Annotated in this window: 9 protein-coding genes; 4 read left to right on the top strand and 5 right to left on the bottom strand. The window is 34.9% G+C overall.

Annotated features, from left to right (window positions below; all coding sequences use genetic code 11):
• The first annotated feature begins 184 nt into the window (after positions 1-184).
• Both BXY64_RS14110 and BXY64_RS14105 read left to right on the top strand, forming a co-directional pair.
• A complete protein-coding gene (locus tag BXY64_RS14110; protein ID WP_147375999.1) occupies positions 185-12,571 on the top strand; it encodes an Ig-like domain-containing protein in 12,387 nt (4,128 codons plus the stop codon).
• Between the two features lie 125 nt (positions 12,572-12,696).
• A complete protein-coding gene (locus tag BXY64_RS14105; RefSeq protein WP_120240650.1) occupies positions 12,697-13,689 on the top strand; it encodes a PorP/SprF family type IX secretion system membrane protein in 993 nt (330 codons plus the stop codon).
• A gap of 63 nt (positions 13,690-13,752) precedes the next feature.
• On the opposite strand, the gene BXY64_RS14100 is transcribed toward BXY64_RS14105, so the two are convergent.
• The gene (locus BXY64_RS14100) at positions 13,753-14,466 is read right to left on the bottom strand and encodes a hypothetical protein (protein ID WP_120240649.1); all 714 of its coding nucleotides are present in this window, start codon (positions 14,464-14,466) and stop codon (positions 13,753-13,755) included.
• Positions 14,467-14,574: 108 nt separating this feature from the next.
• Positions 14,575-15,345, bottom strand: a complete 771-nt coding sequence (gene yaaA, locus BXY64_RS14095) for a peroxide stress protein YaaA (protein WP_120240648.1) — start codon at positions 15,343-15,345, stop codon at positions 14,575-14,577.
• A 104-nt stretch (positions 15,346-15,449) separates the two neighbouring features.
• On the opposite strand from yaaA, the gene BXY64_RS14090 reads away from it, so the two are divergent.
• The gene (locus BXY64_RS14090) at positions 15,450-15,710 is read left to right on the top strand and encodes a hypothetical protein (RefSeq protein WP_120240647.1); all 261 of its coding nucleotides are present in this window, start codon (positions 15,450-15,452) and stop codon (positions 15,708-15,710) included.
• A 29-nt stretch (positions 15,711-15,739) separates the two neighbouring features.
• Here BXY64_RS14090 and BXY64_RS14085 read toward each other — a convergent pair whose 3' ends face one another.
• The gene (locus tag BXY64_RS14085) at positions 15,740-18,319 is read right to left on the bottom strand and encodes a S9 family peptidase (protein ID WP_120240646.1); all 2,580 of its coding nucleotides are present in this window, start codon (positions 18,317-18,319) and stop codon (positions 15,740-15,742) included.
• Between the two features lie 467 nt (positions 18,320-18,786).
• On the opposite strand from BXY64_RS14085, the gene BXY64_RS14075 reads away from it, so the two are divergent.
• A complete protein-coding gene (locus tag BXY64_RS14075; protein ID WP_120241024.1) occupies positions 18,787-20,229 on the top strand; it encodes an MATE family efflux transporter in 1,443 nt (480 codons plus the stop codon).
• A 132-nt stretch (positions 20,230-20,361) separates the two neighbouring features.
• On the opposite strand, the gene BXY64_RS14070 is transcribed toward BXY64_RS14075, so the two are convergent.
• On the bottom strand, positions 20,362-20,832 hold the full coding sequence (locus BXY64_RS14070; RefSeq protein ID WP_120240644.1) for a pyridoxamine 5'-phosphate oxidase family protein: 471 nt from the start codon (positions 20,830-20,832) through the stop codon (positions 20,362-20,364).
• Positions 20,833-20,883: 51 nt separating this feature from the next.
• A complete protein-coding gene (locus BXY64_RS14065) occupies positions 20,884-22,854 on the bottom strand; it encodes an ATP-binding protein (protein ID WP_120240643.1) in 1,971 nt (656 codons plus the stop codon).
• Between the last annotated feature and the right edge of the window lie 140 nt (positions 22,855-22,994).

Genomic DNA, 22,994 nt, shown 5'->3' with positions numbered 1-22,994 from the left:
GGTATATTTGTGGAATAAATTATAATATACGTACAATAACTTAATGGTATGTATTGAATACTTTAACTCTAACTCACTGAAATAGTCTTTGTTGGATTATTGCGAATTGATAGGAAAGAAGTGATTTGAAATGTTAGCAAAGAATTCTTTTAGACTTAACGAATATAACTTTGAATCTATAAATATGAGAAATGATAAAATCTTTACTCGTTTTCAAAAAATTTTAAAGTCAATTTCAATTTTTATACTATTAGCAATTCCTTTGTCTGGATTTGCTCAGTATGACTATGAGCACTATGTACCACCATTTTATTGTTCTTCTCAGGTTGGTAAGCAAGAGGTGTTTTTATCAACAAACTCAGAGAAAGATATCAATGTTTATATTGAAGATGGTCAAGGTAATAAAATAGCTGGACCATTCACAGTTAATAGAAACCATAGTGAGACTTATGTGTTTAGAACTCCATCGGGGGCTACATATAGTAAACACAGTAATTACTACTATCCTGATGGCTGCAGTTACTCATATGGAATTATTGGTCCGAAAGAATTAAATAAGCCACTTGATGGACATGGACTTAGGATTTTTTCGTACGATGGACCTTTTTTTGCAAATATTCGACATGGTTATAGTAATCGTGGTGAAGGCAGAGCTTTGACTCATGGATTTTCTTTGTCTGCAAAAGGAGCTTATGCAAAAGGGAAAGAGTTTTATTCAGGTCATTTGTATGGTCACACGATTTTAAATGGAGATCCTTTAGATTATTATTCTTATAGAGATACTAGACCTATTAGAAGTCATTCCATTTCGGTAATGGCAGTAGAAGATGGTGTTACTACGGTTACATTTTCTGGTATAAAGTGTAAGTATATTACCAAATATGAAGGAGGCAAAGTTGTTTTAAAGTCAATTACACCTAACGAAACAGTTACGGTTAATTTAAATAAAGGACAAACTTATACACTTGGAACAAATTTACACAGTGATCAATTTGGAAGTGAATCAATAGAGGTGCGTAATGGAATGAATGGTACGCACATTACTTCAACAAAAGATATTGTTGTGAATTCAGGCTCTTGGACTGCAGGAGCTAAACCTTCTCAGGATATAGGTTTTGATCAAATCGTTCCTGTTGATCAGGTTAGAGATAAGTATATAGTGATGAAAGGACAAGGTAGAGCTGAGCCTGATCCGACAGCTTATCATGCTGGTCAAGAAAGAACCATTGTAGTTGCTACTAAGGCAAATACAGAGATTTGGGTGAATGAAGTTTTTAAAGGAGAATTGGCAGAACCAGGAGATTTTATGATTCTGGATGATATTGTTAATCCAGATGATATTCCAACACTATTTATCAATTCAAAAGGAAAAGATATATATGTGTATCAGACTATGTGTGGTACGAATGAAGATTGGATAAATATTGGTTTGAATTTTATTCCACCATTAACTGCACTGGGAATGAAAGAGGTTGTAATCCCTAAAGCCAAACAAATTACCAGTGGAGATTATATTAGTCCAACTGTTACAGTTTTAGCACAAAAGAATGTTAATGTCAAGCATAATGGTACTACTTTAAACGATCCCAAAGATATTTTGGGCTCAACTGAGTGGGTTTACTATACGGTTTCTGGTATTTCAGGCGATTCTCGTTTCACAGGAGATAAGGCCATAAATGTTGCATGGACAGCAAGCTCAAATACATTAGGTGCAGCTGGATATTATTCTGGTTTTACAAAAGCGGTATCTCCAATTCATCCCGAGCTAAATATCGAAACAGATTTAAGTTTGATTTGTGAAAGTTACGATGATGATATAATTGTATCGATAAAAGATAATACAGGAAGAGATCCGGATTTTTACGAATGGTACAAGGAGGTTGTAAATATTGGAGGAGAAACAGAATGGGAAGGACCTAATTTTATAAATAGTTCATTAAAAATTCCTGCTCCAAATGAAAATACAACATGGCAAGTTAGAGCTTATTATAGAGATCCAAGTTTGGAAATTCTGTTTAATGGCGACTTTTTAGATGGATACAATGGATTTGATTCCTATTATGAGTTGGTTACGAATAATTTGGTAGATCCTGGTCAATTTGCGATTACTGGACGACCTAAAGATGAAAATCCGATACTAAATGATTTTAATCCTATTGGCGGGTGGAAGATGTTATTGGCATATTCTAAAAATCAGAATGATACCATCTATCGTTCAGCTGAAATGGAGGTGGAGAGTAAGTTTAATTACATTTTTAAGATGCATGGTCGACTAGCTAAAAGTGATGCTGCGGATATTCAATCTCTTAAAGTGTTAATTAACAACGAGACAATTGTTGAGAACTTTAGAATTGATCGCTCCGATCAGTGGCAGTCAGTATCAGCTTTATGGAGGCCAAATGGCGCAAGAAATGCCTCAATAAAAATATTAAATAACAACTTAAATGGAGAAGGAACCTTTTTTGCCATTGACAGTATTAGTTTTGTTCAAGCAGTAGAAGATACTGATTTATTTGAAGCGAAAGTAATTCCTAATTATAGCTATTCAAATAATGGTAAAACATTCCAATTTTGTGAAGGGGTACAAAATTCTTTAGATGTTTCAAATGGAGATACAAGTTGGTATAGTTATTCTTGGTCTAAAAAGGATGTAGCTGGAAATTATATTGACTTAGACGATGTAGCTGGTGAATTTTCAGGAACCAAAACACATGAATTAATTTTCTTGAATCCACAACAGGATAACGAAGGAGATTATAGATGTAAAATTAGTTTTAAAGAAGAATATAAAAACTGTGGAACATCGACAGATGATGTACATGTTGACCTTTCTGTTTTAGTAGATGAACCTGCAACAGTAAGTATTAGTGGTGCTTCTCATGCTTGTTTAAATGCACCCGTTACATTAGAAGCTTCTGTTAAGGGTGATCAGGAAATTCTTAAATGGTATATTGATGAAAGTGAGACTCCTGCACAAGCAGGGAAAGAACGAACATTCAAATTTACTTCAGATACTCCGGGGTTACATACTGTTGAATGTATAGCTGAAAATGGCTGTGGATTATCAGCCGCTCAAATTACAATTGAAGTATTTGCTTATCCAGAATTAACTAATTTAGTGATTGCAGATCATTTTTGTGAAGAAGCTGAAATATCAATGGAAGCTATTGCAAGTGTAGATGGTACAGGATTGATTAAATATTATTGGAGAAGAGGAGCGGAAAGTATTGACCATTTTGATGCAACCTACAGTTTCACTTCAAATATAACTGAACATCAAGGTGAAGTTTACAATGTAGGAGTTTCGAATGTGTATGTTATCGAAGGAGTGTCTTTTGAATGTAGGGCTGAGAAAACGATCAGTTCTGATCCTTTAAATATTATTCCAGATATTGAGTTGACTGATCTAAGTGATATTACACTTTGTGAAGGTGAACTTCTGCAATTAGAGGCTAATGTTAAAGTAAATGATGGGAACAACAAATTTAAATGGTATAAGAATGGTATTCCAACAGATAATGAAACGTCTACATATTTGATTTCACATGTTACTGAAGATGATGATGATGTAACTTACAAGGTAGAGGTTTGGAATGATTGTGATCGCAAGGTGACTTCAGCAAAATTAACAGTGGTGCCAAAGATGATTGTGAATGGCATAACAGCCAGTGCTACTGGACCATTCTGTAGTCCAACAAACGTAACCGTTACTTTTAATGATAATGATGCCGTTGCTGAGTACAAGGCTAAAAAACCAGACGGTTCTGAAATTGTAATTACAAATCCATATACATTCGAAGTGAATACAACAAGCGAAGGGACATGGGAATTTATTGCTGTACCAAATTGTGTTGGAGATAATTTCACTCATGAATTTACATGGAACCTGATTCCTGATTTTGGTGTTGTATCAATGGAGGACAAAGCGACCTGTATTGGAAAAGATGTTGACTTTGTGGTTGAAGTGAAGGATGTTTCACCTTTGTCGGAATTGACTTACGAATGGAAAGATAATACAAATACAACCATTGTAGGAGAAAATACGAACTTCTTGAGTCTAATGAATGTTCAGGATGCAGATTTAGGACAATATAAATGTATTGTAACAGATCAGTGTGGAAATTCAAAAACTGCAACAGCTAATTTAAGTATTGAAAAAGTAACTACTTCTACTATAGGAACTGCAATTGAAAAATGTGTTGGCGATACCGATTTCCGTATTGATATTGCTTATACTGGAACTCCAAACTTTGAGTGGAGTTTTGAAAATAAAGCAGGAGATGTAACAATCTTAAGCGAATCAACAGGTTCACTAACCGTTAATCCTGTAACAGTTAATGATGCAGGAATATATTATTGTGCAGTTACTTTAACTTGTGGAGATGTTGTTAATATTCAAAGAGAGCTTATTGTACACGAACATGTTTCTATAGTTTCTCCTGCCGATGAAACCATTCATATTTGTCAAGGAGAACAACCAGTTCTTAATATTGAAGTGAATGGAGATGCAGATATTTATACTGTAAGTTGGACCAATAATACTGATAATCCACTAGTTGGTTTTGGAGATGTAAATCAGGTACAATTAAGTAAACACGATATACCAGGAACCTATACTTACAAAGCAAAAGTAACAAGCCTTGGAAATTGTGATAATTTAGAGAAAAAGTATATTATTCAAGTGCACGAGAAACCAATATTAACAGCTGATCGTAGTGTTATACAGCAATGCGCAGGTCTCCTTGAGTTAAAAATCACGGAAAGTGGCGAACATAATGGTATTTCATGGTGGAAACAGAACGGTGAAAATACAGATGAAATTGCCGATGGAAATTCAGAATCTACTGATTTTGTGATTAATCCTGCCACTAGTCAAGATGATGATGGAACTTATGTTGCGAAGGTAACTTCTGATTATTGTGGTAATAGTCAGGCTACAATTACTGTTGATATTACAAATAAGATGGTAACAAATGATCAATCTGATGCAGTAACTACAGTATGTGAAGGTGAAACAGTTTCATTATTTGTTGATGCAGATGATGCTGGAGATAATAAGATTCAATACAAATGGACTCAAAAAACTGATCCAACTAGGGTACTTCCAAATACACCAAGCATTGAATTGACGAATGTTAAAATTGGTGAAGATGATGGTGAGTATACCTGTGAATTGAGTAATGGTATAGTAGGATGTGGAGAACAAACTTTAACATTTAATGTAATTATAAATAAAAAACCTAAGATTACTAAAGATCCAGATGATCAAATAATTTGTGAAACAGAAGTTTCTGTTGATTTTACAGTTGAAGGAGAAGTTCAAGGTGATATACATTATCAGTGGTTTGATAAAGATGAGAATCCAGTTGGTAATGATAATCCAACATTAACAGTAGTGCCTGTTGATGGACAATCATATTATTGTGAAATTTCAGGAGATGCTTGTGGAATCGCAACATCTAAAAAAGCAACACTTACAATTATACCAAAAGTTGCAGTTACCAATCCTGATGATTTAACGATTAATGATGGAGCAGATGCAACCTTTAGCGTAATAGCTTCAGGAGAGAAGGATTATTCTTACCAATGGGAAATTTTGAATGGGTCTGATTGGGAACCAGTTACCGGTGCAAAATATTTAGGAATTAACTCTCCAGAACTTAAAATCACAAATGCACTAAAAGCTGAATTTGATGGAAACCAATACAGATGTGTAGTAACAAGTGATGGGGCAATTTGCGCATTGAATGCTACTGCAACTAGTGATAAAGCAAAACTTACAATAAATTCAGTTAATAAAATTGCAAATTCAGGGCAACCTGCAAACCAGGTAGTATGTGAGGGAGAAGATTTTACATTCTCAATTACTGGTACAAAGACAACAGGTTTGACTTACCAATGGCAATATCACACAGGAGATGATAATTTCAAGAATGCAAAAATAGATACTGATGTAAAAGTTTCTACTTATACAGTTACCGGCGCAACACAAGATATGGAAAACTGGGGATTTAGATGTCTTGTAAGTGATGGAGTAAGTACATCTCAATCATCAAGTGAAGTTACGGTTGATGTTTGGGATAATATTGTTGTGACTACACTGAATGATCCAAATCTTAAAGCTTGCGTAGATGCACCTTTCTCAATAACAGTTGAAGCTTCAGGTGAGAACTTAAAATACAAATGGTATAAGGTAGGAGATGAGTCAACTACTCTTTCCGATAAAGCAACTTTCAGTATTGCTAAAGTTACTACAGGAGATGAAGGGACTTATAAGGTTGAAGTCTTTAACAATCAGAATTGTAATAATGAGACTAGAACATTTGGAGTAGATGTATTAGAATTGCTTACACTTGATAATCCTGAGGATGTAGTAATGTGTATAGGTGATCCTAACCCAACATTTACAGTAACAGCAAATGGAGATGGACCATTTACTTATCAATGGTATGATAAAAATGATGTAGCTGTTGGTACTGGCCATGCAAATTTAATTGTAGATACTCCGCAGAATGGACAATCGTATTATTGCGTAGTGTCTACTGATTGTAATACAGTTACTTCAAAGAGTGCTTTGTTAACAGTTGTAGAGCCACTTGCAGTAACAGATCCATTGGATCAATCAATAGCTGATAATGGAACGGCTCATTTTAATGTAACAGCTTCTGGAGAACCAAATTACACGTATCAGTGGCAAGTTTGGAATGGTCCAAATCCTGATGATTGGATTGATCTGACCGAAGTAGATCCTTATTCTGGAGTTAATACTGAAGAATTAACTGTTACGAATGCAAGAATTGCTGACGGAATGGATGGTAAGCAATATCGTTGTATTGTAACAACAGATGGAGTGAAAGGTTGTGTTCCTTCTGTAGAAACTAATCTTGCCAAACTATTAATTGATCCTTTAGCTTTAATTACAGCTCATCCGTCAGATCAGAAACTATGTGAAGGTTTACCAGTTACATTTACAGTAGAAGTAGTGGCAGGTGTTAATGCATACAATTGGTTTTATAATGATGGAACAGATCATCCAGCAAAAGCAATTTGGGATATTTCTGTACCTGGTCAATTAACCATTGCCAATGTAACACCAGTTATGAATGATTGGCAGTTTTATTGTATCGTTTCAAAAGGGACAGGCTCTCCTATGACAACTAATAAAGCAAAATTAACAGTATGGGAAGAAGTGGCAATAACTACTCCTGTTGATGCTGATACGTCAGAAGAAGTTTGTAAAGGAGAATCCAGAAACCTATCTGTTACAGCAACAGGAGATGATAAAGAGTATAAATGGTATGTACAAGGTGCTCCTGCTAATATTATATCTACAACTGATTCTTATTTTGTTGATGAAATTAGTGCAAACATTGTTTATGTGTGTGAAGTTTCAAATGATTGTGTAACTGAAAGTAGAACATTTACTTTTACAGTTCGTCCGGAACTAGCTATTATAACTCCACCAGAAATAGAAGACATGTGTGAAGGAGGAGAGATTCCTGAATTTTCGGTTGTAGCTACAGGTTATGGAACGCTAAATTACCAATGGTTTGAGAATGGAGTAGCAGTAACAGCTTTGGTAGATAATAATAAATATACACCAACAACAGCTGTAGATGGTAATACCTATTATTGTGTTATTACCGATGGATGTGGAAATAGTTTAACTAGTGATGTTGCAGAATTGATAGTAAACCAAGGAGTGACGATTACTTCTGAACCAAGTGATATTACAATTTCAGATGGAGAAAATGCCACATTTGAATTAATTGCTACTGGTGAAGAACCAATCAATTATCAATGGCAAATTCTAAACGGTGGAACTTGGGATGATTTAACAGATGATGCAACAACTTATTCGGGAAGTAATACTGCAACTTTAACAATTACAAAAGCAAATCTATCGTTCAACGAAAATCAATACCGTTGTCTTGTTAGCAATACTTGTTCAGCTGATGTAGAAAGTGCTACAGTTAAAATAACTGTTAATGCTCTATTCAAAATCTTTACCCAACCAACAAACCTTCAGGCTTGTATTGGAGATGATATTGAGTTTGAGATTAAAGGAACAAGTGAAGGGTTAATTTATGAGTGGGAATATAGCACGAATGGAGTTGATTTCAATTCTATTGGTTCTGAACCTTCTTTAAGTTCGACAAGCGATTTGAATGGTTCCAAGCTTAAGATCACATCGGTAAGAGATCAAATGAAAGATTGGACATTCCATTGTCTTGTTAAAGATGGTTCAAGTGCTGATGATACATCAAATGAGGTAAAAGTTGATGTTTTTGCACCTGTTGCCTTTGATCCAATAGCCGATCAGCCTTTATGTTTTGGTGAAAGTAAGCAGATTACATTGAATGTAACATCAGGAACTACACCTCTAACCTATTCATGGACAAATACTGTAGGGACGGAAGTTTCTACTACCCCAACAGTTAATATTGCTGATACGGATAATGGAAATTACGAAGTAACAGTTGATAATGGTGTTTGTCCGGAGGAAAAAGACAAATTTATTGTTAGTCATTATTCTGACTTAAGTATTGAAGCATGGACAAATGTTGACGAGACCTGTTTGGGTAAAACTGAGACTTTAACTGCAACAGTAAATGTTGATGCTGCTAAGCTTGCAACAACTACATATGAGTGGTTTAAGGATGATGTGAGTTTAGGAGTTACACCAGACCCAAGCTATACTCTTGTTGTTATAGATAAGAATCAAGCAGGTCAATACAAGATAGTTGTAAACGACAATTGCTCAACTGAATCAGTATCGGGATATATAAATATTTATGAGCCAATTGTAGTAGGAACACCATGGAATCTTACAGATAAGATTTGTTTAGGAAATGAGTTAAATCTTGAAGTAGAAGTGACTGGTGATGTAAAATCTTACACATGGACGCATAATGGAAATTCAATAACAGCAACAACGAATTATTTGGTTGCTGCAGTTACTGACTTAGATGCAGGAAGCTATCAATGTATTGTTGAAGATCATTGTGGAAATACATTTACTTACACAACTAATATTACAATTATGCATGCGCCTTCAATTGATGGAGATGGCATAGAAAATCTAATAGCAGTTTGTGAAGGTGATCCTTTGGTATTAGGTACGGTAAGTGTAACTGGATCTTACGATGATATTGAGTGGACATTAAAAGATGGATCAACAAATTCTGTAGCTGGAGTTCAATTGAATTTAGGAGATGCAACAACAGCAATGGAAGGTAATTATAAGGTTGAAGTTTCAAATAAATGCGGATCTGATATTTCAGTAGGAGCTCAGGTTGTTAATCCTAAACCCACATTAGCCCCAATTGCAAATCAAACGGTTTGTGAAAATGAAGATGTTGTGTTTAGAGCAAAAGCTACAGGACGTGATTTAATTTACCAATGGAAAATTGATGGTGATGTTGTTGTTGTTGGCGGTGTTGAATTAAATACTCCTACACTGTTAATGAGTGGTACGGATGTACTTCCAGCAGATGAATTTACTCCAAAAGTGTATATCGTGGAATGTACTGTTACCAACGATAATGGTTGTGGAGAAATATTAATAGAGACTGCACAATTAACAGTGAATCCTTCAACAATAATTCTAGCTACTTTAAAGAATGTAGTGCGATTTGTTGGGCAAGATTACACGATGACAGTTGATGCTACAGGTCATAACCTGTCTTATACATGGACTCATGTAAAAGATGGTGTAACTACTAACTTATCTGAAAAAACAAATTCATTAACGCTAACAAACATTCAATTTGCTGATGAAGGGTATTACAATTGCGAAATTAATGGCACTTGTGCAACTCGATTGGCAACAGGTAAGATAACTGTTAAGGAACCGGTTGTTATTACTGATGGATTGGTTAGTTTGGAAGAAAAATGTGTTGGTGAACCATTAAGTTTGAGTATAAGTGCCACTGGTCAAATATCATCGGTTAAATGGTTTAAGGATGGATTTGAAATTCCTGGAGAAACTAATTTAACCCTTTATGTAGCTGAACTTAAAGCAGGTGATGCAGGTGTTTATACTTGTAAGGTTGAAGGAGAGGGAGCTCCAGTAGATGGTATTGTTGAGAAAACAACAGTTCGTGTTTATGAGAATACAACTCTTCTTGCAGCTCTTGGTGCTAAAACAATTTGTGAAGGCGAGGAATTAGAATGGATTCCAAATGTAAAAGGAGCAGCTAATATTAAGTACAAATGGTTTTTTGGAGGAGTTGAGGTTTCGGATCAAAAAATTCTGAATTATAATCCAACCCAATTAGCGCATGAGGGAAATTATGAAGTACAAGTAACAGGTTTATGTGGTAATGTAACAACAACAGGAAACCTAGAGGTGACTGAATTACCAGTAGTTATTTCAGTTAGTGACAATGTAGAAACTTGTGAAAACACATCCTTGATAGAATTTAGTGTTAGTGCTACCGGTGAAGAGCTGAAATATCAGTGGAGAAAAGATGGAATTGATATAGTTGGAAAAACTTCACCTGTATTGAGTTTAACATCCATTCAGCTTACTGATGAAGCCAATTATACTTGTAAAGTTTATAATTCATGTTCAGATGTTATTAGCGATGAAATGACGCTTAAGGTAATTCCTCAATTGAGAATTTTATCTGAGATGGCAGATATTGAGGTTTGTTCTGGTGAAGAAGTAATGCTTACAACAGATGTAGAGGGTAATGATGTAATTTACCAATGGAAGTTGGATGGAGTTGATTTAACTGGAGAAAATACATCGGTATTGAATTTAGGTAAAACAAGCCCAGATAATAGTGGATATTATACATGTATTGTTTCTGATAGATGTACAGATTCAAGATCAACAAAACCAACAGAATTAACCGTTCATGAATTACCAAACTCGAGAATTTTGGGTAGAATGGTACTTTGTGCTAAGGAAGATCGTGTTACATATACAACTGATGCAATACCAGAAATTGAGTATGGATGGGGAGTAGAAGGTGGTTTATTTGCTGGACCAGATAAAGGTTTACGTACTCGTGTTACCTGGGGTGAACTGGAGGATGGAGAACTTTCTATCATGATTACAGATGTTGCTACTGGTTGTGAGTCAAAAGTCGATTCATTGGTGAAATTAAATGCTCTACCTGATGTGAACTTGGCTCTATTTGAATCAAAAGGAGTATGTAATGAAAGCTTTACTCTTTCAGGAGGGTATCCTGAAGGTGGTATTTATTGGGTTGATGATATTTCTGAAGAAGTATTCAATCCAGCAGAGAAAGGAGCAGGAACCTATAATATTCATTATTCTTATACCGATGAAAATGGATGTTCTAATGTTACATCAAAAACAACTTTACAAGTAGATCCTTTGCCAACGGTAAATATTACAGATGATACTACCATTGGTAGCTGTAAGCCTTTTAAATTAAGTGCAGAAACGGATGAAAGTAATATTCAATGGTCACCAGCAGCAGATTTGGATGATGCGAATTCTATGACTCCAACATTTACTCCTGGAAAATCACAAGTATTGGTTGCCACGGTTATGGATGAGCATGGTTGTACAAATATGGATTTAGTTGAGCTTACAGTTGCTCCGCTGCCAATTGTAACTACCATTTCTGATACTATGGTAGGTCAGTGTAACCAATTACAATTACTAACGGATATTGTAGGTGATGCAGGTGAAATTACTTGGACGAATCCAGATCATTTAGATGACCCTAATACAAGAAGTCCGAGGATTGTAAATGCTCCTGAAGGAACTTATACTTACAAGATTAGTGTGACCGACCTTTATGGTTGTGATGCAGAGGGAGAAGTACTTGTAAATATGGTAGCTGATCCTGAATTGGAAGAAGATAAGTTTGCTTGTGAGGGTGAAAAATTCGAAGTGAATATTGCAGGAATGGAAAATCCTATTTGGGAAGATGGATACACGGATATTAATAGAACAATTGATCAACCAGGTAAATATCTGTTAACTGTAGAGAACAAATATGGTTGTGGCGATGATCAAAATTTTGTAATAAATCCAACACCAAAACCAGAATTGTTGAATAATTTGATTTTTAGTGGACCTAGAGAGATTGAGCTTGTTAAAGATCGACCAATAACAATTTTTGAAGGACAAACTGTAACATTGGTTCCAAATCTTCCATTGGAATATTCTCCATACTACTTTGAGTGGGAAGATGGTAAGGAAGGCAGTATTCTTCAGAGATACGAGGTATCGGAAACAGGTAAATATAAACTAACAGTAAGAGATAACTTAGGTTGTATTGCTAAGGATTCTGTGAATGTAGAGGTGAAACCGGTAGGTATAGAATCACCTAATGCATTTACTCCAAATTCTAGTAATGATAACGACAAATTTTATTTAAAAGATATCAATTACGATATTGAGCAATTTGAAATGTATGTATACAACCGCTGGGGAGAATTGCTTTATAAGACTGACGAAGTAGGTCGCAACGGTGGTTGGGATGGTAAATACAAAGGAAAACTTTGTCCGGCAGGAGCATATGTTTGGATGGTGTTTATTAATGGTGAACTTACCAATAAGGGAACCTTCATGTTGATCAGATAATCAAGAAAAGGTTTTATTTTATCAATAAAATAAATTTATTTTACAAGTGATTTCGGACTTACACACAAATGTCCGAATCACTTTTTTAACTAGAATAACTCTGTGGAGTTATAAATTGAGTATAGATGAAGAAAGCTCTGATTGTTTTTTGCTTATTATTTGTTGGATCGTTGGTGCAAAGCTTTGCTCAGGATATCCGGTTTTCTCAGTTTTATGCAAATAAACTATACCTGAATCCAGCTTTGGCAGGATCTACAAATAATTCAAATGTTAGCTTAAACTATCGTAACCAATGGCCAAATTTGGATCTTCCATACGTTACTTATAGTGTAGCATTCGATAACTTCTATGAGACTTTAAATGGAGGAATAGGTGTTATGGTAATTCAGGATGATCAGGGAGATGGAGCATTAAAAACAACCACCTTTGCTGGGATGTACTCATTCTACTTGAGAATAACAGATGATTTTGTGATTCGTCCAGCTATTCAGGCAGCTTTTATGCAAAAAAAAGTAGATTGGCAGAACCTTGTATTTCCCGATCAGGTTTCTCCTATTTATGGGAATATATTTCCACACAATCCTTCAGGTGATCCTGTAAATAGGAGAAAAGATGGATGGGATTTCTCATTGGGTTCGATAGCTTATTACGGAGATTTTTATTTCGGTATTGCTGCTCATCACTTGGCTAAGCCAGATTTAAGTTTTGATGACGAACAGGAAGACAAATTGCAAACCAAGTACACAGTTCACGCAGGTGCTGAATTTGTGTTGGGAGGAAGAAGTAGAAGATATGCTGATAATTGGATTCTTGCCCCAGCATTGCTTTATCAGCAACAAGGAGATTTTTCTCAGATGAACTATGGATTATATGCAAGTAAGAGTTCTGTGGTATTCGGATTGTGGTTTAACCAGAATTTTGAGCCAAATTACGACTCTTTTATTGCCATGGCAGGTTTCGTTACCGAACGCTTTAAAGTGGCTTACAGTTACGATTACGCCATATCTAAGTTAATTCATACGAATACTGGAGCACATGAAATATCATTCTCTTTTCCACTTGCGACTACCAAGAAAAGGAGGAAAAGAATTAAGGCAGTTCGATCACCAGTATTTTAAGGAAATATTGCATGAAAAAAGGAGGTTTTCAATTTTGAAAACCTCCTTTTTTGTTTTGTAAATCTATTTTATTCTTTCAATGTATTTAGCTCGAATTTTCTTCATTAAATCCAGATTTAAGTTTTCAGCATAAACTCTGATCATATCAATCGCTTTAAAATGGTCGTAAATAAAGCCCAGAGAAACATCGAAATGAATCATCTCCATATTGTACTTCACTTTCTTTGTTAATTGCTCAAATTGCTTCCAATTTAGCTTTTCAGGGATGGTAAAATATCCATGATTTGGTTCAATATGATCTTTAAAGTATCCGTCTTCGATGATATCCAATGCAAAAAACTTATTCAATTGAATCATTGCTTTAGAATTGTGAGGAATAGAACCATTTGTCTTAAATATGATTCCTTCAGATTGATAACATTCCTGTAATTCCTTCACTTGATCGTAAGTGTTAAGTCTTCTAATACGAATTACATAGTGAATATCATTATAAATGGTAATAGTACCTATTGCAGCGTGGAATTTGGCCTCGAAATAGTTCATTATTTTTTGAGTAGCTCGAGTAAATTCTTCTAAATCGTATCTTCTATCCAATACCAAATAAATATAATGAGGCTGAACATCTTTCTGAAAACCATCATAATACTCATAGTATCCCGGAAACGGATTTGTCGCTTCGAGAACAATGGTATTAGGTAATATTTTATCATCTATAACTTCAAGGGTTTCTTCTTTTAGAAGACTACCATACTTTACAACATAGTTTTCAGTGGTCATATGCAGAAGGATTATGGGGTTAATACTCGGATTGTCTTACACTTAAACATAGTAAAAAATGAGAGCAAAAACAAGACTTAAAACTCTTTTTAATAATGTAAATTTTCTTTAATGATCACGAGTGAAAACCGGAGCATTATCTTTTGATAAGTTAGGATTGTAGATATATCCATCTAAATCAAAAGCTTTTAGGTCATCAGGATTGCTTATTCCATTCTGAATAATGAAACGAGTCATTAATCCTCGTGCTTTTTTAGCGAAGAAGCTAATCATTTTGTATTGTCCATTCTTCAAATCTTTAAAAGCAGGAGTAATGATCTCGGCCTTTATTTGTTTTGCCTTTATCGATTTATAATACTCATTCGATGCCAGGTTAATTAAGTGCTGGTGATCGTATTCTTTTAAATCTTTATTAATGGATTTCGTGATTTTATCTCCCCAAAACTCATACAGGTCTTTCCCTTTTTTATTTTCCAGTTTTTTCCCCATCTCCAATCGATAAGTCTGAATTAAATCCATTGGCTTTAAAACCCCATACAAACCGGAAAGAATGCGCAATTGCGATTGTGCATTTTCAAAGTCAGTATCACTTAAGCTTTCTGCATCAATACCTGTATAAACATCGCCTTTAAAGGCCAATAGTGCTTGCTTGGCATTATCGGGAGTAAAAGGCAAGTTCCATTCATGAAAACGTTCAAAATTCAATTGAGCCAGTTTAGGGCTAATGCCCATGAAATCTCCAATTTCATCAACTTTAAGTTTGCGAAGAATTTTTATCAATTGTTCAGCATCTTTCGTAAAGTTTGCTTCAGAATGAATATCTGTTTTCGCTTGAGATTCAAAATCTAACGTTTTGGCAGGTGATATAACTATTAACATATTCTGTTCTTTTAATTTTTGATTCTTAAAAGTAAGTATTATTCAAATAAGCATCAATAGAGTTTATCATTATTGATATTGCATTAGTTTCTGTCTATGAGAAAATGAAGGGATTTAATTCACGTTATTTACATTTTTGGGAAAGCTCCTCTGAAAAAAAGAAGCCCTTCCCCAAGCTGGGAAAACGTGATTGTAGAAAAAAGGGCCTTTCCCCAAACTGGGAAAGGGTATTGTTTTTAAAAATGGCCATTCCCCAGCTTGGGGAAGCTTGTTTTAAAAAAAAAGAGACCCTCCCCAACTTGGGGAAGGCAATTCTAAAAAAAAATGACTTCCCCAAAATAGTTATGGATAAAAAAAGAGATTGACAATTGCCAATCTCTTTTGATATAAAGGTTTATAAATTTTTATCAGGATACAATTCATCCCACCATTTTGGTTGATCTTTCAAGTATTTTGCGAAGTATGCAAAGATCGTGTTGTTCCAAAGAATGCGCTTATTGTAGTTTTGAATCAAATGATCTTGACCTTTAACCTGCACAAACTCTACATCTTTGCCAAGTAGTTTCAATGCCTGGTACATTTGAATACTTTCCCCCAATGGAACATTAGTATCCTGGCTACCATGAAGCAATAACATTGGAGTGGTAATTTTATCGGCATTAAACAATGGACTTTGGTCTACATAAATGTCTTTTCTGTTCCAAGGGAATGATTTACCAGTAGCATTCATGCTGTAGGAATATCCCCAATATCCTTCGCCCCAATAGCTAGTAATATCACTAATGCCAGCATGAGAAATGGCTGCTGCAAAAATATTGGTTCTTGTTTGTAGCAACTGAGTGGTAAAACCACCATATGAAGCCCCAATACATCCAACTTTATCAGCATCGATGAATGAATGATCTTTGATAAATTTCTTGGTACCATCAATAATTTCATCGGCAGTAATAATACCCCAATTGTTTTGGTGTCGAGCCGAGAATTCTTGACCAAATCCGGTAGCACCGCTTGGTTGTAGTAAGTATACCACATAGCCCATTGCTGAATACATATTCAATGGATAACGACCACCAAAACTTCTTTCTACAGGAGATGTTCCGCCGTAATAGTTTACAATCAGAGGATATTTTTTATTGGAATCGAAATTAGGAGGATAGTAAACACGACCAATAATCGTAGTACCATCTTCTTTGGTAAAATTCCAATCTTCGGTTTTACCGAACATTACATTTTTCAAATGATCCTTTTCAGGGTTTGAAATTACATGATTTGTTTTCGAAGTAATATCGTAAATAAATGCTTTGTATGGACTTGAAATTCCACAAGCCACATAGCCAATTGTTTTTCCATTTTCCGACAAGTCAAAACCACGAACCACATCCGAATTCGAATTTAATTCTGTGAATTCTTTCGACCCAATATCATAGCTGAATAGTTTCACATAGTCTTTGTCTTGTGCTTTGATGTAAATCTTATGATCAGATTTGTTCCAAACCGATGCATCAATTGCAGGATCGAAGTTGTAGGTAATAGGATCTACTTTTTTCGAAGCCAAATCGTAAATGTAAAGTTGTCCATCGTAATTGTTCGCTATTGGATGATTGCCGATATTCTCACCAATCTTGCCAAAGCAAGAAGGACCACCTTGTACCAACAATTGCTTTCCATCAGGAGAATATTGAGCCTGACCTGATACCAATTTGTCTTCCCAAATGCTTTGCACTTTAAAAGTTTCAACATTCATTTGGTAAAGATTCTGTTTAAAATATGGATATCCACTGTAATCAGGACGCGAAGTTGTGAATAGGATGTTTTTTCCATCAGCACTAATATCAGCCAAGTTGGTACTTAAAGTTCCGTAAGTTAGTCGTTGTTTTACACCACTTGCAACATCTAGTTTGTAAAGGAACGATCTGTATCTGTACCATGGCAAACGATCTTCCATTCCTTGGAATTTTTTCATTTTCCAGTCTTCAGAATTGCTTTTACCTACACTGTAGATGATGAATTTTCCGTTTGGAGCCCAAGTATATGAAGAGAAATCAGCAATGTTTTCAGTAATTTGTTTTTCAGTATTCTTTTCGAAATTGAAAACAAAAATAGATGTTTTACCATTGTATTTCTTGGTATAAGAAATTTGATTTCCTGTTGGCAACCAGTTGATGTTCGAAAGTTGAGTTCCTCTAAAAGTATATAAGGTTTTGCCAGTTTCAATTTCTTGTATTTCTTTCCAGTTCTCACTTTTATCAGATGGAGGTAAGGTTCTGCTGTAAGAAATCAAAGCATATTTTCCGTCGAATGATAAAGCAGTACTTTTTACTTTTGTGCCATCTAAAACTTTGTTGATATTCATAAATTGTTTTGGAGAAAGACTCAATTCAAAAGCATTTGCATCAATTTTGGATTTCAAAGCAAGTTGAAACTGATTGTTTTTTGAACTGCTTAGCACTTTCACAACAATTTTGTGGTGTCCTTGTTCTAGTTTTAGACTTTTGCTGGACTCTTTGGCTTCATCCGCTTCATGCTTGTATTGCGATAATTGTTTTTTGCCATCCACATACACCTCAATCATAGGGTAGCTTTTTAATGATAGCTCAAACTCACCCCACTGATCAGTGTTTAAATATGAAACCAGATAGTATAATTTACTTTCCTTATTTGACAAAGAAAGAAAACCTTTAGAATTAGCACTTTTCTTTTTCCAGGTTAATTGCTCATTGTTCCAATTTAGTTTGTCTGATTCTTTAGGAGCAATCTTGCAAAGGTCTATTTGGTTTTCCTGCAAAAGATTTTTCAGTTCGAAAGTACTTCCGCTAAAATCTTCGGTTGTATTGAATGCAGGAAGGTGCAGTTCGATGGCATCAGTAATTAGCCAATTTTTAATTGTTTTTTCTTTGTTATCCTCGGCAGAGGAAGCAAAGCAAAGATTTACACTTAGTATTACAGCCAATGCTGATACAATGATCTTGTTCATTTTTTATTACGATTTATTTGGTTTGTTGCTAGACCTCAATACTACGGAAATTTCGGAGTATAAAAAAGAACATTTGTTAGCTTCAATTCAAATTTTCAGCTGGTATTCAGTTTGTAACAAGAAAATATTTTGTTGGGAATTAAATAAATTGATTTATATTTGTGATACTCACGCAAAAAACGGAGGAAAGCTATGAATAAATTTGTCACAAATACACCTTGTAATTATCTGAGCTAAACAGCTTAGGCTTTCCTTATTCTATAAATATTATTAATCAGAAGTAACGGAGGCGTAAGCCGCCCGATACAATTTTTGTACACCTAAAAATTTAATGGAGGAAAAATTATGAGTACACCTATGAATTATTGTGCCCCATTTGCGGAGCTCGTGAAAGTTGGAACAAACAATTGTTTCAAAATCGAAGGAAAAATAAAGAGTTTAATTCATCATCAAAAGCGAAAACGAAAATGCACTATAATAGCAATTTAAAAGAGAAGTTTTTACGAGTAAAGGCAATTGACCGAGGGAGGCAATTGTTTAATATGATTAAGGACTCCTTATCAGGAGAAGAAAAAGATTATACCAATGGAAGAATTGGGAAAGCCTTATTTATGCTGGCTATACCAATGGTATTGGAAATGATTTTTGAATCGGTTTTTGCTATAGCCGATATTTTATTTGTATCCCAACTTGGTAAAGATGCAGTTGCAACTGTAGGGATTACTGAAACAATTACCACAATTGTATATGCCATAGGATTTGGTTTATCAATGGCAACAACAGCTTTGGTTGCCAGAAGAGTTGGAGAAAAGAAATTCGAGAAAGCAGCAAAAGTTTCAGCACAGGCCATTGTAACCGGAGCGATTGCCTCAGTTTTTATCGCAATAGTTGGAGTTTTCTTTTCGAAGGACTTGCTGCGATTAATGGGAGCAAATTCTACCATTGTGAATGAAATGTTGGGTTATACAAGCATTATTCTGGGTAGTAACATGATTATCATGTTGCTATTTATTAATAATGCGATATTTCGATCAGCGGGAGATGCTGCACTTTCTATGCGCGTATTGATTATTGCCAACGGTTTAAACATTATTCTTGATCCATTATTGATTTTTGGACTAGGTCCAATCCCTGCTATGGGCGTTGAAGGCGCTGCGATTGCAACTAGTATTGGTAGAGGATTGGCGGTTGTATATCAGTTTGTTCTATTGTTTAAAGGAAGTGGTAAGATACATATCAAATTAGAACATTTTACTTTACGATGGAAAACCATAAAGAAACTGATTAAGCTGTCGGTTGGAGGAATAGGACAGAACATTATTGCAACATCAAGTTGGATTGGTTTGATGAGGATTATGGCTGAGTTTGGTAGTGCTGCCATTGCAGGTTATACCATTGCAATCCGTATTTTGATATTCATTTTATTACCATCCTGGGGATTGAGCAATGCCGCAGCTACTTTGGTTGGTCAAAACTTAGGTGCTAATCAGTCAGAACGTGCGGAAAAATCGGTGTGGGCTGCAGGAAGAATTAATGTTGTATTTCTTGGATTGATAGGAATAATATTCTTCTTGTTTCCAACTTATTTTATTGAATTGTTTACCGATGATCAGGGAATTGTGGTTAATGGAATTCAAGCACTTAAAATTATTAGTTGTGGATTTATTTTCTACGGAATGGGTATGGTATTGCTGAATTCGATTAATGGGGCAGGCGACACACAAACTCCAACCTTATTAAATTTGATTAGTTTTTGGATTGTGGAAATTCCTGTTGCTTATCTTTTGGCAATTCAATTTGGTTGGAATCAAAAAGGAGTGTTTTATGCCATAATTATTGCTGAGGCAGTACTAACGCTAATTGCTTTGTATTGGTTTAAAACCGGAAGATGGAAATTGAAGAAGGTATAGAAAATTCCGATTTACAAACCCCAAAAGTATAAATTCCAAAAGGGAATTGTTACCATAAGCTTCATCGGTTGTTTTTAACTTCAGATGAAGCTTTTTTGAATTTTTTAACTTGGGTTTTGACGCTTGGAAGCTTTAGTTTGCTTGCCAATCACCCGCTTGCTTTCCCGATATATCCTTGATATTTACCTTTAGAATCAATACTTTTTCAACTGCTCTTGGGTGATAGTAGTTGTCTGATTTGCCTGAATGGTTCATAATAACATCTAAACCTTGGCATTTTTGATCAAAATTCTCAATGATTTCAACTTCTCCTATTCCCATTAGCGACCTGTATTTTGTAGTCCATTGACAGGATTCTGTATGCTTAATTAATTCACTTCCAAGGTCAATTTGAAAACCAACTTTGTTGTTCTCTTTTAGAAGATCAACTTTCTTTCCCTCTTTTGCACAGTGAATGAATAAAGCATTATCAGCGTAGCCATAATTTAAAGCTACAATGTATGGATAAGGAGTGCCGTGTATTGCCAATCGGCAGGTATTCGATTTTTTTAGAATTTCATCAATGAGATTTCGATCTGTTATTTCTCGTTCTTTTCGTCGCATAAATAAGTGTGGTTTATTTGTGTTATAAACCTACAAAATAATATTCCCTGATCAATTAGTATGGCTTAAATGTTTTTGTATAATTTCAGAGAAAGCCTTAAAGGTGATTGGTTTCGCTAAATAATCATTGCATCCGGCATTGAGAGCTTGTCTTTTATCTTCCAACATGGCATAAGCGGTTTGAGCAATAACAGGAACTTTTTTATTTGTTTTACGGATTTCTCTGGTAGCCTGCAGTCCATTCATAACCGGCATTTTAATGTCCATTAGAATTAAATCAATGTTTATTTTGGTGTTAATGATATCAACAGCATCCTGGCCATTTTTGGCATGAATTATATTATAGTTAAATTCACTTAATAGGTCGCGTATATAAATATAATTGGATGGTTCATCTTCAACCACCAAAATGGTTTTTCCTTCGGTATGTAAAAAGAATTCGTCCGTTTTGATTTTTTTATCAACTTGCGATGAGGCAGTAGGAAGGTGGGGAATTTCAAAATAGAAACAAGCTCCTGTTCCTTCTTCTGATTCAACCCAAATGTCACCTCCAAACAATTCTACTATTCCTCTTGCAATGGATAACCCTAGGCCTGTTCCCGTATGCAGTTTTGATTCTTGTGTATCTGTTTGACGGAATCTTTCGAATATTAAATAATGAAACTCTTTTGGAATGCCAATACCAGAATCTCGAACATGGAATAGTAACTTGTTATTATTTACCTTATACCCAAATTCGATTGTTCCTTTTTCTGTGAATTTTATAGAGTTTTCCAATAGATTTGATATCACCTGCGAGAGTCTGGTAACATCGGTTGAAATAAAGCTTGAATAATCATCGAGAGATTTTACAGTTTTTAGTTCTATACCTTTTTTATTGGTAACTATTGTGAATTGACGTTCCAAATTATCCAGAATTTCGTTTAGCATAGTGATTTCATAACTAAGCGAGAATTGATTGGATTCAATTTTCGAAATGTCAACAATATCGGAGATGATGGTAAGTAGTCTTTGTCCTCCATTATCAATCATGTTCAAATACAATTCTTTTTTCTCTTTGGGAAGGTTGTCTTTTTTTAGGAATTCAGAAAATCCCAGTATGGAATTTAAAGGAGTTCTTATTTCGTGAGACATGTTTGCAAGAAAAGCGGATTTTAATTGCTCACTTTCTTCTGCCTTTTCTTTTGCTTCTTTTAACTCCGATGTGCGTTGTTCAATTTTTTGATCAAGCTCTTTGTTGAAATCATTTAATTTTTGATAGCCTGATCTCAGTTTCTTCGATGTAATTCCAAGAATTTCCTGTTCGCTTTTGTTTTGAATGTTATCTATTAAATCATCTTGATTTGTGAATATTGTACTTATTTCTTCTATGAAATTATGAATAGGCCTAGAAATACTTTTTGATAGCCAAACGGCTGTAATCAAACTGATCAGTAGTATTAAGGAGATACTGAAGATTAGAATGGCGATACTTTTTTCTTCTGATTCGACTGTGTTGTGGTAGAATTCATCAGCTTTGCTTTGTGCGAAATCAGTAAGGATTTTGGTTTTTTCGAACAAAAGATTTACTTGAAAAGCGCCACGACCTCTGGTAATATCAGCAGCTCGTTCATCGTGACCGCCTTTTTTTAACAAGATTACCTCATTTCTGATTTTTTCCCAATCGCGATATGCCGAGTAAGTATCATTTACAACCTCCTTATCACCAAGGAAACGTTCTTTTACAATTTTAAATGAGGCATAAACCTGGCGATCGTGTTTGTTGACCAATAAAATTGATTCGTATAATTCTTCAATATTCTTTGCCAAAACAACATCTTTCATGGATCGGTGAATGGCGTTAATGCTAATGTTTATATCACGAACAGAATTACTTACCGTTAGAGGGTGGTGATAGATAGACTCTGTGTTTTTACTAATGGTTTTAATTTCGATAAATGCAATGATACCAATTATGAAACTAAATAAAAGTATGGTTGAAAAGCCTAGTATGAGTCGTGTTTGAAATTTCAGTCCTTTCATGTGTAGGAGGTTGTTTGGTTAAATCTTCCTTGTAGTAGTTTAAAGTTAGAGATAGAATGTAATCTCAATATAATCAACAAAATATAAAATTGCAAGTTGAGCTTTTATAATAGAGTTAGCTGAATGCATTTTGTGAATGT

The organism is Marinifilum flexuosum, assembly GCF_003610555.1.
In the GTDB taxonomy this organism is placed as follows: domain Bacteria; phylum Bacteroidota; class Bacteroidia; order Bacteroidales; family Marinifilaceae; genus Marinifilum; species Marinifilum flexuosum.
This window is presented reverse-complemented; position numbering and strand designations above follow the sequence as displayed.

What these genes read in the sequence shown, in the direction of transcription:
- BXY64_RS14075 (WP_120241024.1), top strand. Translation starts at nt 18,787, where the DNA reads ATGCACTATAATAGCAATTTAAAAGAGAAGTTTTTACGAGTAAAGGCA.
- BXY64_RS14090 (WP_120240647.1), top strand. Translation starts at nt 15,450, where the DNA reads ATGAAGGGATTTAATTCACGTTATTTACATTTTTGGGAAAGCTCCTCT.
- BXY64_RS14110 (WP_147375999.1), top strand. Translation starts at nt 185, where the DNA reads ATGAGAAATGATAAAATCTTTACTCGTTTTCAAAAAATTTTAAAGTCA.
- BXY64_RS14100 (WP_120240649.1), bottom strand. Translation starts at nt 14,466, where the DNA reads ATGACCACTGAAAACTATGTTGTAAAGTATGGTAGTCTTCTAAAAGAA.
- BXY64_RS14070 (WP_120240644.1), bottom strand. Translation starts at nt 20,832, where the DNA reads ATGCGACGAAAAGAACGAGAAATAACAGATCGAAATCTCATTGATGAA.
- BXY64_RS14105 (WP_120240650.1), top strand. Translation starts at nt 12,697, where the DNA reads ATGAAGAAAGCTCTGATTGTTTTTTGCTTATTATTTGTTGGATCGTTG.
- yaaA (WP_120240648.1), bottom strand. Translation starts at nt 15,345, where the DNA reads ATGTTAATAGTTATATCACCTGCCAAAACGTTAGATTTTGAATCTCAA.
- BXY64_RS14065 (WP_120240643.1), bottom strand. Translation starts at nt 22,854, where the DNA reads ATGAAAGGACTGAAATTTCAAACACGACTCATACTAGGCTTTTCAACC.
- BXY64_RS14085 (WP_120240646.1), bottom strand. Translation starts at nt 18,319, where the DNA reads ATGAACAAGATCATTGTATCAGCATTGGCTGTAATACTAAGTGTAAAT.